Annotated in this window: 19 protein-coding genes and 1 pseudogene; 18 read left to right on the top strand and 2 right to left on the bottom strand. The window is 56.1% G+C overall.

Annotation, left to right across the window (positions count from 1 at the left end; genetic code table 11):
* Positions 1-131 precede the first annotated feature (131 nt).
* The 3 genes from APU11_RS08895 to APU11_RS08885 all read left to right on the top strand — a co-directional run bounded on the left by APU11_RS08895 (position 132) and on the right by APU11_RS08885 (position 2094).
* On the top strand, positions 132-392 hold the full coding sequence (locus tag APU11_RS08895) for a hypothetical protein (protein ID WP_059520862.1): 261 nt from the start codon (positions 132-134) through the stop codon (positions 390-392).
* Positions 393-507: 115 nt separating this feature from the next.
* Positions 508-753, top strand: a complete 246-nt coding sequence (locus APU11_RS08890) for an excisionase family protein (protein WP_014070846.1) — start codon at positions 508-510, stop codon at positions 751-753.
* Between the two features lie 45 nt (positions 754-798).
* Entirely contained in the window at positions 799-2094 is a 1296-nt protein-coding gene (locus APU11_RS08885) for a site-specific integrase (protein ID WP_058650949.1), read from the top strand.
* 26 nt (positions 2095-2120) lie between these two features.
* On the opposite strand, the gene fliE is transcribed toward APU11_RS08885, so the two are convergent.
* On the bottom strand, positions 2121-2435 hold the full coding sequence (gene fliE, locus APU11_RS08880) for a flagellar hook-basal body complex protein FliE (protein ID WP_013097729.1): 315 nt from the start codon (positions 2433-2435) through the stop codon (positions 2121-2123).
* 228 nt (positions 2436-2663) lie between these two features.
* Here fliE and fliF point away from each other — a divergent pair, with 228 nt between their 5' ends.
* The 14 genes and pseudogenes from fliF (at position 2664) to rcsA (ending at position 14203) form a co-directional block, all read left to right on the top strand.
* Positions 2664-4343: a flagellar basal-body MS-ring/collar protein FliF gene (gene fliF, locus APU11_RS08875; protein WP_023619799.1), complete on the top strand. Its 1680-nt coding sequence runs from the start codon at positions 2664-2666 to the stop codon at positions 4341-4343.
* Positions 4336-5334, top strand: coding sequence for a flagellar motor switch protein FliG (gene fliG, locus APU11_RS08870; protein WP_008500327.1), 999 nt, complete (start codon positions 4336-4338; stop codon positions 5332-5334). The genes fliF and fliG overlap by 8 nt, the downstream gene beginning before the upstream one ends.
* Positions 5327-6037, top strand: a complete 711-nt coding sequence (fliH, locus tag APU11_RS08865) for a flagellar assembly protein FliH (RefSeq protein ID WP_013097731.1) — start codon at positions 5327-5329, stop codon at positions 6035-6037. Before fliG ends, fliH begins: the two co-directional genes overlap by 8 nt.
* On the top strand, positions 6037-7407 hold the full coding sequence (gene fliI, locus APU11_RS08860) for a flagellar protein export ATPase FliI (RefSeq protein ID WP_058650950.1): 1371 nt from the start codon (positions 6037-6039) through the stop codon (positions 7405-7407). The genes fliH and fliI overlap by 1 nt, the downstream gene beginning before the upstream one ends.
* A gap of 21 nt (positions 7408-7428) precedes the next feature.
* A complete protein-coding gene (gene fliJ / locus APU11_RS08855) occupies positions 7429-7872 on the top strand; it encodes a flagellar export protein FliJ (RefSeq protein WP_013097733.1) in 444 nt (147 codons plus the stop codon).
* Positions 7869-9101 carry a flagellar hook length control protein FliK gene (fliK, locus tag APU11_RS08850; RefSeq protein WP_058650951.1) on the top strand — a complete coding sequence of 411 codons (1233 nt, stop codon included), beginning with the start codon at positions 7869-7871 and terminating at the stop codon, positions 9099-9101. Before fliJ ends, fliK begins: the two co-directional genes overlap by 4 nt.
* Positions 9102-9207: 106 nt before the next feature.
* Entirely contained in the window at positions 9208-9678 is a 471-nt protein-coding gene (gene fliL, locus APU11_RS08845) for a flagellar basal body-associated protein FliL (RefSeq protein WP_014832480.1), read from the top strand.
* Between the two features lie 4 nt (positions 9679-9682).
* Positions 9683-10687, top strand: a complete 1005-nt coding sequence (gene fliM, locus APU11_RS08840) for a flagellar motor switch protein FliM (protein ID WP_060578411.1) — start codon at positions 9683-9685, stop codon at positions 10685-10687.
* Positions 10684-11097: a flagellar motor switch protein FliN gene (gene fliN / locus APU11_RS08835; RefSeq protein ID WP_008500318.1), complete on the top strand. Its 414-nt coding sequence runs from the start codon at positions 10684-10686 to the stop codon at positions 11095-11097. The genes fliM and fliN overlap by 4 nt, the downstream gene beginning before the upstream one ends.
* A gap of 2 nt (positions 11098-11099) precedes the next feature.
* On the top strand, positions 11100-11474 hold the full coding sequence (fliO, locus tag APU11_RS08830; RefSeq protein WP_060578409.1) for a flagellar biosynthetic protein FliO: 375 nt from the start codon (positions 11100-11102) through the stop codon (positions 11472-11474).
* Positions 11474-12211 carry a flagellar type III secretion system pore protein FliP gene (gene fliP / locus APU11_RS08825; RefSeq protein ID WP_013097738.1) on the top strand — a complete coding sequence of 246 codons (738 nt, stop codon included), beginning with the start codon at positions 11474-11476 and terminating at the stop codon, positions 12209-12211. Before fliO ends, fliP begins: the two co-directional genes overlap by 1 nt.
* Before the next feature lie 10 nt (positions 12212-12221).
* Positions 12222-12491: a flagellar biosynthesis protein FliQ gene (gene fliQ, locus APU11_RS08820; protein ID WP_008500315.1), complete on the top strand. Its 270-nt coding sequence runs from the start codon at positions 12222-12224 to the stop codon at positions 12489-12491.
* A 7-nt stretch (positions 12492-12498) separates the two neighbouring features.
* Positions 12499-13300, top strand: a pseudogene (gene fliR, locus APU11_RS08815) (flagellar biosynthetic protein FliR).
* Positions 13301-13579: 279 nt separating this feature from the next.
* Entirely contained in the window at positions 13580-14203 is a 624-nt protein-coding gene (gene rcsA, locus APU11_RS08810) for a transcriptional regulator RcsA (protein ID WP_013097740.1), read from the top strand.
* 88 nt (positions 14204-14291) lie between these two features.
* Here the strand turns inward: rcsA and dsrB are convergent, their stop codons facing one another.
* Positions 14292-14480, bottom strand: coding sequence for a protein DsrB (dsrB, locus tag APU11_RS08805; protein ID WP_013097741.1), 189 nt, complete (start codon positions 14478-14480; stop codon positions 14292-14294).
* Positions 14481-14608: 128 nt separating this feature from the next.
* On the opposite strand from dsrB, the gene yodD reads away from it, so the two are divergent.
* Positions 14609-14836: a YodD family peroxide/acid resistance protein gene (gene yodD, locus APU11_RS08800; RefSeq protein ID WP_013097742.1), complete on the top strand. Its 228-nt coding sequence runs from the start codon at positions 14609-14611 to the stop codon at positions 14834-14836.
* The last annotated feature ends 266 nt before the right edge of the window (positions 14837-15102 follow it).

Here is a 15102-nt window from a genome sequence, read left to right as displayed (position 1 = left end):
CCAGCATGGGCCGCTTTCAGCATGAATTCGAGCCGCTGACCAAAGCACAGGCTGAGCGGATCGCCGAAGAAATCGAAACAGCAGAACACCTGAAGAAGCTGCGCGCCCAGCGTGCGGCATGAGGAGAAATTATGGGAAAGATGACGTTCGTATTTGAGTATGAGGACGGCAAAGAGCCGCCGCTTAGCGCTGGCATGTCGTTTATGGGCGGGAAGATTGTAGCGGCATCTTTCAGTGATGCGCTAGAGGACAATGCGCCGCTTGATACCGAAATAACAAGCGAAGGGCTGACCGTCGATATCATCGTGGCAGACCTTAACAACGGAGGCCCAATCAGCAGCGCTCTGTCCAGTAACTTCTCGGTGAGGCGCAATAACCGATCGCAGATTTAATGCAATCTGGCGCAACTGATAGCCAGTTATGAGCTGGCTATTGGGTGCGAAAGCACTGCTCCATTATCCCTTTTGCCCGGCACCGCGCCGGGCTTATTTTTGCCTGGAGACACCCATGAGCGAAATGACCTTAATCGTGCCCAACGACTGGGTAACCGAAGAAAAGCTCGTCGAGATTACCGGCCTTCGCCCGGGCACTATCGAGCGGGCCCGCAAAAAATGCTGGATGGTCGGCCGGGAATACCTTCACGTCTCACCGGACGGCGTGCCGAAGAAAAACAGCGAATGCATGTACAACCGCAAGGCTGTCGACCAGTGGGTTGAGAGCATGTCAAAAAAACAGCCGGGTGCGCGCCAATGAAAATCCGTTTATGCTTAGCGGGCTCTTGGACGTCAGGAGGGAATAATGGCTAAGTCAGCATACCCAACAGGCGTGGAGAACCATGGCGGTACGCTCCGCATATGGTTCATCTATAAAGGCAGCCGGGTGCGTGAAAGCCTCGGCGTGCCGGATACACCAAAAAACAGAAAGGTCGCTGGCGAGCTGCGCGCGTCGGTGTGTTTTTCGATTAAGACCGGCAACTTCAATTATGCGGCCCAGTTCCCTGATTCACCGAACCTGAAAAGGTTTGGGGTTGAGAGTAAGGAAATCACCGTTCTGGAGCTGGCGAACAAGTGGCTTGAACTGAAGCGTATGGAGATCAGCACCAACGCGATGGCACGTTATACATCTATAACGCGCAATATGGTGCCGAGGATCGGCGGTGACAGGCTTGTATCTGCGGTGACACAGGAAGACCTGCTGTTTATCAGAAAGGAATTGCTGACCGGTTATCAGACTTTGAAGGCTGGCCATCGTACGCCTGTAAAGGGCCGCACAGTAAGAACGGTCAACAATTACATGAAGATCATGGGCGGGATGTTTAAGTTTGCCGCCGACAGCGGGTATGTCCGGGTGAATCCGTTTACCGGCATAGCCATGCTTAAGCGTTCACGTTGCGAGCCTGACCCGCTGACGCGCGAGGAGTTTGTCAGGATGATTAATGCCTGCGCCCACCAGCAGCTGAAAAACATGTGGTCGTTGGCTGTGTACACAGGTGTGCGCCACGGCGAACTTGTGTCGCTGGCCTGGGAAGATATCGACCTGAAAGCGGGTACGATGATGATCCGCCGGAACCACACGTTAACGAAGGAGTTCACCCTTCCGAAGACGGAGGCCGGAACGGACCGCATCATCAACCTCATTCAGCCAGCTATCGATGTGCTGAAGAGCCAGGCCGAATTAACACGCCTGGGTAAGCAGTATCAGGTTGAAGTGAAACTGCGCGAGTATGGCCGTACTGATGTGCATCCGTGCACGTTCGTGTTCAACCCGCAGATCGCATCACGTAATGGCCGTGCCGGGCATCATTACGCAGTGGGGTCGATCAACCAGTCGTGGGAAGCGGCAATGCGACGCGCCGGGATTCGCTATCGCAGAGCATACCAGTCCCGACACACGTATGCATGCTGGTCGTTAGCTGCCGGTGCAAACCCGAACTTCATCGCGAAGCAAATGGGCCACACCGACGCGCAAATGGTTTACCGGGTGTACGGATCCTGGATGGCTGAAAATAACCAGGACCAGGTACTCATCCTCAACCAGAAATTGAGTGAGTTTGCCCCATCCATGCCCCACGCAGTGGGATCGGATGGTTATTAATTATAAATATCATTAGGTTATATAACCTAAACCTGCATGCCCATCACTTCCTGATACGCAGACACCAGCTTATTACGCACCTGGATCCCCATCTGCAGAGAGACCGAGGCTTTTTGCAAATCGGTCATCACATCGTTCAGCGCCACGCCAGGTTCACCGAGGGTGAACTTCTCGGCCTGGGTACGCGCGGCGGTCTGGGTATCGCTGATACGGTCGAGCGCAGCATGCAGTTGCCCGGCAAAGCTGATGGTCGGCTGCTGTTCTGCCACATTCTGATTACGGGCCGTCATCGCGGTTGCCTGCAGCTGACTGATAACCCCTTCAATACCCTGTATAGCCATGACTCTCCCCTGGATGGTTTTTTACGCGGTCAAGACTAACAGCTTGTCAATAAGATAATGGCGGTAAATAGCGATAAAAAACCAGGTTATTTGGCCCATAGAAAATCACGAATCATCAAATAATGGCTGGGCCATCAATATGGAACTTTTGTCGTGTTTGCCGACCCGGGAGTCAGTTTTGTTTCTCTACACGAATAACGTAAACCACCAGGATTTAAGAGGTGCGCAATGAGTGCAGCAGCATCGACAGCGCCGCAGAATAAATCACTCGAGTGGATGAACCGCCTTCGCGCGAATCCTAAAATCCCGTTGATCGTGGCAGGCGCTGCCGCAATTGCGATCCTTGTAGCGATGGTGTTGTGGGCGAAAAGTCCTGATTACCGCACGCTTTACAGCAACCTTTCCGATCAGGATGGCGGCGCCATCGTCACCCAACTGACTCAAATGAACATCCCTTATCGCTTCGCCGATAACGGGGGTGCGCTTGAGGTACCGGCAGATAAAGTCCATGAACTCCGTCTGCGCCTGGCGCAGCAGGGCCTGCCGAAGGGCGGCGCGGTGGGTTTTGAACTGCTGGATCAGGAAAAGTTCGGTATCAGCCAGTTCAGCGAGCAGGTGAACTACCAGCGTGCGCTGGAAGGTGAGCTGGCCCGCACGATTGAAACATTAGGCCCGGTGAAGAGCGCCCGCGTGCACCTTGCCATGCCTAAACCGTCCCTGTTTGTCCGCGAACAGAAATCCCCGTCGGCTTCCGTCACCGTCAACCTTGAACCCGGCCGGGCGCTGGATGAAGGGCAAATCAGTGCGGTCACGCATTTAGTCTCCAGCGCCGTCGCCGGTTTACCGCCGGGTAACGTCACGCTGGTTGACCAGAGTGGTCACTTGCTGACCCAAAGCAATACCGCCGGGCGCGATCTGAATGACGCGCAGCTGAAATATGCCGCCGATGTGGAAGCGCGCCTCCAGCGCCGCATCGAAGCGATCCTCGGCCCGGTTGTGGGTAACAGCAACGTCCATGCCCAGGTTACCGCGCAGATCGACTTCTCTAATAAAGAACAGACCGAAGAGCAGTACCGCCCGAACGGCGATCCGGCTCAGGCAGTGATGCGCTCTCGCCAGGTTAACGAAAACGAACAGGTTGGCGGTGCATACCCAGGCGGCGTGCCGGGCGCACTCTCTAACCAGCCTGCCCCGGCTAACGCGGCCCCTATTTCTACGCCGCCGGCTAATCAGCAGAACGGTCAGCAAAATCAGCAGACCACAACCTCGACGGCCAGCAATGCCGGTCCACGTACCAGCAGCCGTAACGAAACCACCAACTACGAAGTGGATCGGACTATCCGCCACACGAAACTGAACGTAGGTGATATTCAGCGTCTGTCGGTGGCCGTCGTGGTGAACTACAAAACGCTGCCGAATGGCAAACCGCTGCCGCTGACGGCAGAGCAGATGAAGCAGATCGAAGACCTGACCCGTGAAGCAATGGGTTACTCCGAGAAGCGTGGCGATAGCCTCAACGTGGTGAATTCACCGTTTAACCCGGTAGATGAGACCGGCGGTGAGCTGCCATTCTGGCAACAGCAGGCGTTTATCGATCAGCTGATGTCTGCGGGCCGTTGGTTGCTGGTGCTGATTGTCGCCTGGCTGCTGTGGCGTAAGGGCGTTCGTCCTCAGTTGCAGCGTCGTGCAGAAGCCGAGAAAGCGGCTCGCGAACAGATGAACGCGCGTCAGGAAGTGGAAGAAGCGGTTGAAGTCCGCCTCAGCAAAGACGAACAGATGCAGCAGCGTCGTGCTAACCAGCGCATGGGTGCTGAGGTCATGAGCCAGCGCATTCGCGAAATGTCAGATAACGATCCGCGCGTCGTGGCGCTGGTCATCCGCCAGTGGATGGGTAACGAACATGAGTAATACGCTTACGGGCACCGATAAAAGCGTCATCCTGCTGATGACCATTGGCGAAGATCGTGCGGCAGAGGTGTTTAAACACCTCTCCCAGCGAGAAGTACAAATTCTGAGTGCGGCCATGGCCAACGTGCGTCAGATCTCCAACAAACAGCTGACCGAAGTGTTGTCGGAGTTTGAGCAGGAAGCCGAACAGTTTGCAGCGCTCAACGTCAACGCCAACGACTATCTGCGCTCCGTGCTGGTCAAGGCGCTGGGCGAAGAGCGTGCCGCCAGCCTGCTGGAGGATATTCTCGAAACGCGCGATACCGCCAGCGGGATCGAAACGCTCAACTTTATGGAGCCGCAGAGTGCCGCCGACCTTATTCGCGACGAGCACCCGCAGATTATCGCCACCATCCTGGTTCACCTCAAACGTGGTCAGGCGGCCGATATTCTGGCGCTGTTCGAAGAGCGCCTGCGTCACGATGTGATGCTGCGTATCGCCACCTTCGGCGGTGTCCAGCCAGCAGCGCTGGCGGAGCTGACCGAAGTGCTGAACAACCTGCTCGACGGTCAGAACCTCAAGCGCAGCAAAATGGGCGGCGTGAGAACGGCGGCGGAAATCATCAACCTGATGAAAACGCAGCAGGAAGAAGCCGTTATTACGGCAGTTCGCGAGTTCGACGGCGAGCTGGCGCAGAAAATTATCGACGAGATGTTCCTGTTCGAAAACCTGGTCGAAGTGGACGACCGCAGCATCCAGCGCCTGCTCCAGGAAGTGGACTCCGAGTCGCTGCTTATCGCCCTCAAAGGTGCCGAACAGCCGCTGCGCGAGAAGTTCCTGCGCAACATGTCCCAGCGTGCGGCAGATATCCTGCGCGACGACCTTGCCAACCGTGGCCCGGTGCGTCTGTCTCAGGTGGAAAACGAACAGAAAGCGATCCTGCTCATCGTTCGTCGTCTGGCAGAAACCGGCGAGATGGTAATTGGCAGCGGAGACGACACCTATGTCTAATGAGCTGCCGTGGAAGCGCTGGACGCCTGACGATCTGGCCCCTGCCCTCTCTGAATTCACCCCGGCTGTCGTAGCGTCGCCCGAGGAGGGCGACACCGACGTTGAGGCGCCTGAACTGAGCGAAGAAGAACAGCGCACGCAGATGCTGGCGCAGTTACAAATGCAGGCGCATGAGCAGGGTTTTAATGCAGGTCTGAATGAAGGCCGACAGAAAGGCCATGACCAGGGTTATCAGGAAGGTCTGGCGAAAGGGTTAGAACAGGGTATTGAGCAGGCGCGCCAGCAGCAGGCGCCTCTCCATGCCCGTATGCAGCAGCTGGTCAGCGAGTTCCAGCACACCCTGGATGCGCTGGACAGCGTGATTGCTTCCCGGTTGATGCAGATGGCGCTGGAAGCGGCCCGTCAGGTAATTGGCCAGACCCCGGCTGTCGATAATTCAGCGCTGATCAAACAAATTCAGGGCCTGCTGCAGCAAGAGCCGTTGTTCAGCGGGAAACCGCAACTGCGCGTTCATCCGGACGATCTCCAGCGCGTAGAAGAGAGTCTCGGTGCCACGCTGAGCCTGCACGGCTGGCGTCTGCGCGGTGACCCGTCGCTACATCACGGTGGATGCAAAGTCTCCGCCGATGAAGGCGATCTGGATGCCAGCGTCGCCACCCGCTGGCAGGAACTGTGCCGCCTGGCGGCTCCGGGAGTCGTCTGATGACCGCACGCCTCACTCGCTGGCTCAACACGCTCGATAACTTTGAAACGAAGATGGCGCAACTGCCATCTGTTCGTCGTTATGGGCGCCTGACCCGCGCCACCGGTCTGGTGCTGGAAGCCACCGGCCTGCAGCTGCCTCTGGGGGCCACCTGCGTGATCGAGCGTCAGGATGGGCAGGAAACGCGAGAAGTGGAAAGCGAAGTGGTGGGCTTTAACGGCCAGCGTCTTTTCCTGATGCCGCTTGAAGAGGTGGAAGGCATTCTGCCCGGCGCGCGCGTCTATGCAAAAAACATCATCGGCGATGGTCTGCAAAGCGGTAAGCAGCTCCCGCTCGGCCCTGCCCTGCTGGGCCGCGTGATGGACGGCAGCGGTAAACCGCTCGACGGCCTTCCCGCCCCGGACACCACCGAAACCGGCGCGCTGATCACCCAACCGTTTAACCCCCTGCAGCGTACCCCGATCGAACATGTTCTTGATACCGGCGTGCGCCCGATCAACGCCCTGCTGACCGTCGGTCGCGGCCAGCGTATGGGGCTGTTCGCCGGTTCAGGGGTGGGTAAATCGGTCCTGCTCGGCATGATGGCCCGTTACACCCAGGCCGATGTGATCGTCGTGGGGCTGATCGGTGAACGTGGCCGCGAAGTTAAAGACTTCATTGAAAACATTCTGGGTGCGGAAGGCCGCGCCCGTTCGGTGGTCATCGCCGCCCCGGCGGATGTCTCCCCGTTGCTGCGTATGCAGGGTGCCGCATATGCCACCCGCATCGCCGAAGATTTCCGTGACCGCGGCCAGCACGTGCTGCTGATCATGGACTCTCTGACCCGTTACGCGATGGCGCAGCGTGAAATCGCGCTGGCCATCGGTGAGCCACCGGCCACCAAAGGCTATCCGCCGTCGGTCTTTGCCAAACTCCCGGCACTGGTTGAACGCGCAGGGAACGGCATTAGCGGCGGTGGCTCCATTACCGCGTTTTATACGGTGCTGACCGAAGGCGACGACCAGCAGGACCCGATTGCCGACTCCGCGCGGGCGATCCTCGACGGTCATATTGTGTTATCGCGTCGCCTGGCCGAAGCCGGACACTATCCGGCCATTGATATTGAAGCTTCCATCAGCCGCGCAATGACGGCGCTGATTACCGAGAAGCACTACGCCCGCGTGCGTAACTTCAAACAACTGCTCTCCAGCTTCCAGCGCAACCGCGATCTGGTGAGCGTGGGGGCGTATGCCAAAGGTAGCGATCCCATGCTAGACAAAGCGATTAGCCTGTGGCCGCAGCTGGAGGCATTTTTGCAACAAGGCATATTTGAACGTGCCGACTGGGAAGATTCGATTCAGGCTCTGGAGCTGATTTTCCCGCAGGTGTAACACAGGTGGAGGGCGACGATCATGGCGCAAAACAGCGCGTTATCAACGCTGAAAGATCTGGCTGAAAAAGAAGTTGATGATGCCGCATTGCAGCTTGGCGCAATGCGACGCGGGTGCCAGCAGGCTGAAGAGCAGTTGAAGATGTTAATCGACTATCAGCATGAGTATCGCACCAACCTCAATACCGATATGACACAGGGCATTGGAAGCCAGCGCTGGATTAACTATCAGCAGTTTATTCAGACGCTGGAGAAGGCGATAGAACAGCATCGCCAGCAGCTTCAGCAATGGACCCAAAAAGTCGACACCGCGCTGAATTTCTGGCGCGAGAAGAAGCAGCGACTGCAGGCCTGGCAGACCTTACAGGACCGGCAGATTGCCGCGGCGACGCTGGCGGAAAACCGCCAGGATCAGAAAAAAATGGATGAGTTTGCCCAGCGCGCATCAATGAGGAAACCGGAATGATCACACTGCAACAACTGCTGATGACCGACAGCGACCTGTCAGGCGGCATGCAAACGGGGAAAGGCACCGTCGGTGCGCAAGACTTTCTTTCTCTGCTGGCGGGCGCGTTAACGGACGCCAGCGGTCAGGGCAAAGATGCGCCGCTGACGCTGGCCGACCTGAAGGCGGCTGGCAGCAAGCTGTCAAAGGTCGCGAAGGACGCCGGGGAAGAGTCCACCCTGCAGGCGAAAATTGCCGATCTGCTCGCGCGTCAATCCACGCAGGCTGGCGATGAAACGGCGCAGACGACGCCGCTGCAAACGCTTGTCTCCGGGCTGATGCCTGCCGCTAAGGGCGATGCCCTGAAGACGTTGGCCACGGCGAATAGCGCCGATAACAGCAAAACCGAACTGAGCGAAGAAGAGCTGGCGGGCTTAAGCGCGCTGATGGCCATGCTGCCGCACCAGCAGACCTCCACGCCGGTCATCGCGAAAGGCGCGGGCAGTGAGGGGCTCAAAGCAACGTCAGCCCTGACCGCCACGACGCTTACGCAAAATGGTACGTCTGCACACGCACTGGGCAGCGCCCTGACGGGTAAGGATAACGCGCAGCCATCTTTCGCCGGGCAGGCTCAAAACGTTGATCCGTCCCTGCCGGCCAACGCACCGGCGACGCCAGCGCTCGCCGTCGCGGCCGAGAAACAGGATCTTGCCAGCGCGTCTTCGTCTTCCACACCAACCGCCGCCCTGGCGCCGATTGTCTCCAGCCACGCCACCTCGCAGCCCGCAACCGTTGCCACCGCACCGGTGTTGAGTCAGCCGCTCGGCACCCACGAATGGCAACAGAACCTGAGCCAGCACATCACGCTGTTTGCGAAGCAAGGACAGCAAACCGCAGAGTTGCGCCTGAACCCGGAAGATCTGGGCCAGGTGCACATTTCGCTGAAGCTGGATAATGACCAGGCGCAGCTGCAGATGGTCTCTGCGCACGGCCACGTGCGTGCCGCACTGGAAGCCGCCCTGCCGGTACTGCGTACGTCACTGGCGGAAAACGGCATTCAGCTTACGCAGAGTAGCGTCAGCAGCGAGAGCTTTGCCGGGCAGCAGCAGTCTTCGTCCCAGCAGCAACAGCAGGCGTCGCGTTCCGGCCAACATGGCGGATTTACTGAAGAGAGCGATGAGTTACTGCCGACCCCGGCAGCCCTGCAATCCGCTGCGAGCGGCAACCGCGCCGTAGACATCTTCGCCTAAACGCCAGAGGTAGCGTGATTATCCCCGTCTTTTCCACGCTTTGACGTCAGCCGGACACGGGATAATCACCATATTAAGCTGTACCGAAACAGGAAGCTCGTATCAGATGACTGACTCCGCGATCACCAAAAAAAGTAAGCGTTCCATCTGGATCCCGCTGCTGGTGTTAATCACGCTCGCCGCCTGCGCTACCGCGGGCTATAGTTACTGGCGCATGCAGCAGAAACCTTCTACTGCTGCGGCCAAAGCCGAACTGCCACCTCCGCCGGCACCGGTGTTCTTCCCGCTGGATACCTTCACCGTCAACCTCGGTGATGCGGATCGTGTGCTGTATGTCGGCATCACGCTGCGCCTGAAAGATGAAGCCACCCGTTCCCGACTGAACGATTACCTTCCGGAAGTGCGCAGCCGTCTGCTGCTGCTGTTCTCTCGTCAGGACGCTTCAACGCTTGCCACCGATGAAGGTAAGCAAAAGCTGGTCGACGCTATTAAGCAAACGCTGGCGACCCCGCTGGTGAACGGCCAACCTAAGCAGGAAGTCACTGACGTTCTGTATACAGCCTTTATTCTGCGGTAACGACATGGGCGACAGTATTCTTTCTCAGGCAGAAATCGATGCGCTGCTCAACGGCGACAGCGATAAGAGTGATGATCCGCAACCGGGCATTGGCGGCGATAGCGATATTCGTCCCTATGACCCGAATACCCAGCGTCGCGTGGTACGTGAACGTCTGCAGGCGCTGGAGATCATTAACGAACGTTTTGCACGTCAGTTCCGTATGGGGCTGTTTAACCTGCTGCGTCGTAGCCCGGATATCACGGTCGGTGCGATCCGCATTCAGCCGTATCATGAGTTTGCCCGCAACCTGCCGGTGCCAACCAACCTTAACCTGATCCATCTGAAACCGCTGCGCGGCACAGGTCTGGTGGTGTTTTCCCCAAGCCTGGTGTTCATTGCGGTGGATAACCTGTTCGGCGGCGACGGGCGCTTCCCGACCAAAGTAGAAGGTCGTGAATTCACCCACACCGAACAGCGCGTCATTAACCGCATGCTGAAGCTGGCGCTGGAGTCATACAGCGACGCGTGGAAGGCCATTAACCCGCTGGAAGTGGAGTATGTGCGTTCTGAGATGCAGGTGAAATTTACCAACATCACCACCTCTCCGAACGACATCGTCGTCAACACGCCATTCCACGTGGAGGTCGGTAACCTGACCGGCGAGTTCAACATCTGCCTGCCGTTCAGCATGATCGAACCGCTGCGCGAGCTGTTGGTCAACCCGCCGCTGGAGAACTCACGTCATGAAGATCAGAACTGGCGTGAAAACCTGGTGCGCCAGGTCCAGCACTCACAGCTTGAGCTGGTGGCGAGCTTTGCCGATATTCCGCTGCGGTTATCCCAGATCCTGAAATTACAACCCGGTGACGTTTTGCCGATAGAAAAACCCGACCGCATTATTGCCCATGTGGATGGTGTCCCCGTGCTGACAAGTCAGTACGGCACAATTAACGGCCAGTATGCGTTACGCGTTGAGCACTTGATCAACCCGATTTTGAATTCGCTGAATGAGGAACAGCCCAAATGAGTGACATGAACAATCCGTCCGATGAAAACAGCGGAGCACTGGACGATCTGTGGGCTGACGCGTTAAACGAGCAAAAAGCGACCCCGGCCAAAAGTGCAGCTGATGCCGTCTTCCAGCAGTTAGGCGGCGGTGATGTCAGCGGTACGCTGCAGGACATCGACCTGATTATGGATATCCCGGTTAAGCTCACCGTTGAGCTGGGCCGCACCCGCATGACCATTAAAGAGCTGCTGCGTCTGACGCAGGGTTCCGTCGTGGCCCTCGACGGTCTGGCCGGTGAGCCGCTGGATATCCTGATCAACGGGTATCTGATTGCTCAGGGTGAAGTGGTGGTCGTGGCCGATAAATACGGCGTGCGTATCACCGACATCATTACCCCGTCTGAGCGCATGCGTCGTCTGAGCCGTTAAGAATGAAAACCCAGGCAACAGTATCACAACCTTCCGCCGTTCCCGGCTCACCGCTGCTCCAGGTGAGCGGCGCGTTGCTCGGTATTATTGCCTTTATTCTTATCGCCGCCTGGCTGGCGAAGCGTTTTGGCCTGGCGGGTAAAACCGCCGGGACGCGCGGTCTGAAGGTCAGCGCCAGTACAACACTGGGGCCACGCGAGCGCGTGGTCATCGTAGACGTTGAGGACGCGCGGCTGGTGCTGGACGTCACCGCGTCAAACGTCAACGTTTTACATAAACTGCCGCCCGCCCCTGCTATCAGTGATGAGCGTGCAGAAGCCCCTGCGGATTTCCAGTCCGTCATGAAGAGTTTGCTTAAGCGTTACGGGAGATCCTGATGCGCCGTTTGTTATCCCTGACGCTCGCGGGCGTTGGCCTGTTTGCTCCTGCGGTTTATGCGCAACTGCCCGGTCTGGTTTCAACCCCTCTGGCGGGCGGCGGACAAAGCTGGTCGCTCCCGGTTCAGACGCTGGTGTTCATCACCTCGCTGACCTTTATTCCGGCGATCCTGCTGATGATGACCAGCTTTACCCGCATCATCATTGTCTTTGGCCTGCTGCGAAACGCGCTGGGTACCCCTTCCGCGCCGCCGAACCAGGTGCTGCTGGGCCTGGCCCTATTTTTAACCTTTTTTATTATGTCGCCGGTGATCGATAAGATTTATACCGACGCCTACCAGCCGTTCAGTGAAGATAAAATCTCCATGCAGGAGGCGCTGGAGAAAGGCGCGCAGCCGCTGCGTGAATTCATGCTGCGCCAGACGCGCGAAGCGGATCTGGCCCTCTTTGCCCGCCTTTCCAACACCGGGGAGCTGCAGGGCCCGGAAGCCGTGCCGATGCGCATACTGCTGCCTGCGTACGTCACCAGCGAGCTGAAAACCGCCTTCCAGATTGGCTTTACCATCTTTATTCCGTTCCTGATTATCGACCTGGTGATCGCCAGCGTACTGATGGCGCTCGGTATGATGATGGTACCGCCAGCCACCATTGCCCTGCCCTTTAAAATCATGCTCTTTGTGCTGGTCGACGGCTGGCAGCTGCTGGTCAGTTCGCTGGCGCAGAGTTTCTACAGTTGAGGAGCGCGCAATGACGCCAGAATCGGTCATGATGATGGGCACGGAAGCGATGAAAATCGCAATTGCCGTTGCCGCGCCTCTGCTGCTTGTCGCCCTGGTGACCGGTCTGATCATCAGTATTCTGCAGGCCGCCACGCAGATTAACGAAATGACGCTCTCGTTCATTCCGAAAATCATCGCCGTGTTCGTGGCAATCATTGTTGCCGGGCCGTGGATGCTCAATCTGCTGCTGGACTACATGCGTAACCTGTTTACCAATCTGCCGTACATCATCGGCTGACGCGACGATGCTCCATTTTACCAGCGACCAGTGGATTCAGTGGCTTGGGGTCTATTTCTGGCCCATGCTGCGCATCCTGGCGCTGATCACCACCGCCCCGATTCTGAGCGAGAAAGCGATCCCGAAGCGGGTCAAAGTGGGGCTGGGCATCATCATCACCATCATCGTTGCCCCTTCCCTGCCTCCGGTGAATATTCCGATCTTCTCGGCCAATGCGGTATGGGTGGCGTTGCAGCAAATTCTGATTGGCGTCGCGGTTGGTTTTACCATGCAACTGGCCTTTGCGGCCGTGCGCACCGCCGGGGAACTGATCGGCCTGCAGATGGGGCTATCGTTCGCCACGTTTGTCGACCCCGGCAGCCACCTCAACATGCCGGTGCTGGCGCGCATTATCGATATGCTGGCGATGCTGCTTTTCCTGTCATTTAACGGCCATCTGTGGCTCATCTCCATGCTGGTGGACACCTTCCACACGCTGCCCATTGGGGAAAACCCGGTTAACAGCAATGCGTTCCTGGCACTCACCCGCGCCGCAGGGCTGGTGTTCCTCAACGGATTGATGCTGGCGCTGCCGATCATCACCCTGCTCCTGACCGTGAACCTGGCGTTGGGTTTACTCAACCGCATGGCCCCGCAACTGTCGGTGTTCGTCATTGGTTTTCCGCTGACGCTGACGGTGGGAATTTTATTAATGTCATTGCTAATGCCACTTATCGCCCCCTTCTGTGAGCATTTATTCGGCGAGATATTCAACCTCTTAGCGGATATTGTCAGCGAGCTGCCACGTAAATAATAGTCCTCACAGTTGATATTGTCTTTCTGAGGATATTCCTAAAATAAAACACGAAAAACATCTTCCAGGATATATCTGACGCGGTTTAATTGTTTCTAACCACCTCACAATACTTAATATTTACTTTACTTTAAGATGATTCCTGGCAAATTATACGTAACTTTACGGGATAGTGAGTCCGCCTGAAAGTCTTTGTCATGCTCACAGGTTTATTAATTTTTTCCATCCCGTATGGCTGTTTATGAGCTCTCAGGCAGATGGTGAATTATCGTTACGCATTGAGTGAGGGTATGCCATGTCAACGATCATTATGGATTTATGCAGCTACACCCGGCTAGGGTTAACCGGGTATCTGGCAAGCAGAGGGGTAAGAAAGAGAGACATCAACGACGCACACACCGTTGAGGAGCTCGCAGCCGCTTGTGATGAACTCAAACCAGGCGTGGTGTTTATTAATGAGGACTGTTTCATTCACGATCCAGCCAACAGTCAGCACATTAAGCAAATCATTAATCAGCATCCTAAAACCCTGTTTATTGTTTTTATGGCGATCGCAAATATCCATTTCGATGAGTATTTGTTAGTCCGTAAAAATTTATTGATCAGTTCTAAATCGATAAAACCAGAGTCGCTGGATGACATTCTGGGGGATTATTTGAATAAGGAAGTTAAGAATGTAGGAGCGGTTAACTTACCCACCCTATCATTAAGCAGAACTGAATCAAGCATGCTGCGAATGTGGATGGCCGGGCAAGGAACGATTCAAATTTCAGACCAGATGAATATTAAAGCGAAAACCGTTTCGTCACATAAAGGAAATATTAAAAGGAAGATTAAAACCCATAATAAGCAAGTGATCTACCACGTTGTCCGCCTGACCGATAATGTGACGAACGGGATTTTCGTCAACATGCGTTAGTTGCATAAGACCTTGAGTACCCTACACGATCTCTGGCCTGGCCAGAGATTTTTGCTTTTACGGGCGCTGTCGGGCACCCGATGCCGTGTTACTCCGCTTTTTCCACAAAGATGCCATCCGGATGCCCCAGTTCGTTAAAGAACCAGATGCCGAGCGGGTAGTCTTCCAGTGATACCAGATACATTGTACCTTCACTAAACTCTTCAATTGCCAGTACCACCCCCGGGCGGCGCGGTCCACCGTCCGTTTTGACAGTAACCCGATCGTTAACCTTCATACGTTCCTCCTGTGGTTTTGAGCCAGTGTAGAACAAAACGCAAAAACACACATCGCCACGGCGCGCGAATGGCGTTTTTGTGTTCAGTCTATAATCAATGTTGGACACGGTTGAATGAGGACCCCAAAATGAAGACCGATAAAGAGTACAGCGACACCATCAAACGCGAGGTCGAGGTGGATGTCGATGCCCTGTTGGCCGCCATCAATGAGATCAGTGAGTCAGAAGTTCGTCGTACGGATGACAACTCTGACCGGGTCATCGTCAACGGAAGGGATTATCACACCTACCGTGAACTGGCCGAGGCCTTCGAGCTTGATATCCATGACTTTAGCGTGTCTGAAGCGAATCGTTAGGGCGAAAAAAATCCCGGTCATGGGGATGGCCGGGATCAAACTTGCTTATGCAAGAAGCACTTGAAAATTCGTTACACCAGGAAATCTGATGTAGTCGAAACACTATCCTCAACGATTTTGCCTGACAAGCATATATTCTCGTGGCGAATATTATATTTTTTAAACGTGAATTTTTGTTATGAGCAGCAAGGTACGTCGAATGCGGGTTTGGCGGGATCGGTTCCGCGCGTTTCCCTTCCGACAGTCCTATTTTTTTAGGAATATTC

The organism is Enterobacter sp. 50793107 (genome assembly GCF_001463365.1).
Classification (GTDB): Bacteria; Pseudomonadota; Gammaproteobacteria; order Enterobacterales; family Enterobacteriaceae; genus Enterobacter; species Enterobacter cloacae.
This window is presented reverse-complemented; position numbering and strand designations above follow the sequence as displayed.